This is a genomic window from Haladaptatus sp. W1 (assembly GCF_001723155.1).
GTDB lineage: Archaea > Halobacteriota > Halobacteria > Halobacteriales > Haladaptataceae > Haladaptatus > Haladaptatus paucihalophilus.
Genome location: NZ_MEIH01000262.1, coordinates 1 through 1,290, shown reverse-complemented (window position 1 = coordinate 1,290; position 1,290 = coordinate 1). Strand labels below are relative to the sequence as shown.

The following is a 1,290-nucleotide window of genomic DNA, read 5'->3' as shown; positions in this document are numbered from 1 at the left end:
TTCGCAACGACAAGGTCATCCACGTCTTCGAGAACTGCGGGTTCGAACCGCGACGGGAGCTGTCGTTGGAGGAAAAGGACGCCCTGCTGATGGTCTGTGAGCGCGAGGGGTTCGAGACGGAGGTGCTGGGTCGATGACGGGCGACGAACGTTCGACGGACAGCTACGACGTCGTTGGTATCGGTCTCGGCCCGTTCAACCTCGGTTTGGCGGCGCTGCTCGACGATACGGAGAGCGACGCGCTGTTCCTCGAACGGAAACCGGAGTTCGAGTGGCACGGCGGCATGCTCATGGAGGACGCGACCCTCGAAGTGCCGTTCCTCGCCGACCTCGTGACGCTCGCCGACCCGACGAGCGAGTACACGTATCTGAACTATCTTCGGGAGACGGACCGCCTCTACGAGTTCTACTTCTACGAGACGTTTCAGGTGCCCCGGCGGGAGTACGACGATTACTGTCGTGGGTCGCCGACACGCTCGGCAACACGGCGTTCTCCCGCACCGTGACCGACGTTCGGCACGACGAGGACCGGGAGGAGTTCCACGTCACCCGCCCGCGACCGCGGAAAACGGCGGGACGTTCGAGTACCGCGCGGAGAACGTGGTGGTCGGCGTCGGAAGCGTTCCGCAGGTCCCAGAGGAGTTGCGGGGCCATCCGAGCGGACGTGTTCCACACCGCCAGCTACCTCGACCGACGCGAGCGCTGTCTCGACGCCGGGGCGATTACGGTCGTCGGGTCGGGCCAGAGCGCCGCCGAGGTGTTCTTAGACCTGCTCAAGCGACAACCCGAGGCGAGCTACCGCCTCGACTGGCTCACGCGCTCGGAGGGCTTCTTCCCGATGGAGTACTCGAAATTGGGTCTCCAGCACTTCACGCCCGAGTACACCGAGTACTTCTACGACCTGCCACAGGAGCGAAAGGACGACCTCGTGCCCGAGCAAGGGTTGCTGTACAAGGGAATCGACCCGGAGACGAGCGAGGAAATCTACGACCTGTTGTACGAGCGCTCCATCGGCGACGCGGACCCGGACGTCGGCATGCTCGCCACGACCGAAGTCGAGGACATCGAGGCGACGGACGGCGGCTACCGCCTGACCTGCGAGCAGTGGCAGGAAGGCGAGCGGTTCGCCCACGAAAGCGACGTGGTGGTCCTCGGAACCGGCTATCACCGCCCGAGGCCGCCGTTCCTCGCCGGAATCGAGGACCGAATCGGACGCGACGCGAAGGGACGCCTTCGCATCGCCGAGAACTACGAAATCGAGTTCGACGGCGCGGCCCGCCTGTTCGTGCAG

At 64.9% G+C, this 1,290-nt stretch carries 2 pseudogenes; both read left to right on the top strand.

What is annotated here, in order from left to right:
- Nucleotides 1-137: pseudogene (locus BG842_RS33130) on the top strand (N-acetyltransferase); the annotation flags it as partial.
- Nucleotides 134-1,290, top strand: a pseudogene (locus tag BG842_RS11860) (lysine N(6)-hydroxylase/L-ornithine N(5)-oxygenase family protein); the annotation flags it as partial. The pseudogenes BG842_RS33130 and BG842_RS11860, both read left to right, overlap by 4 nt.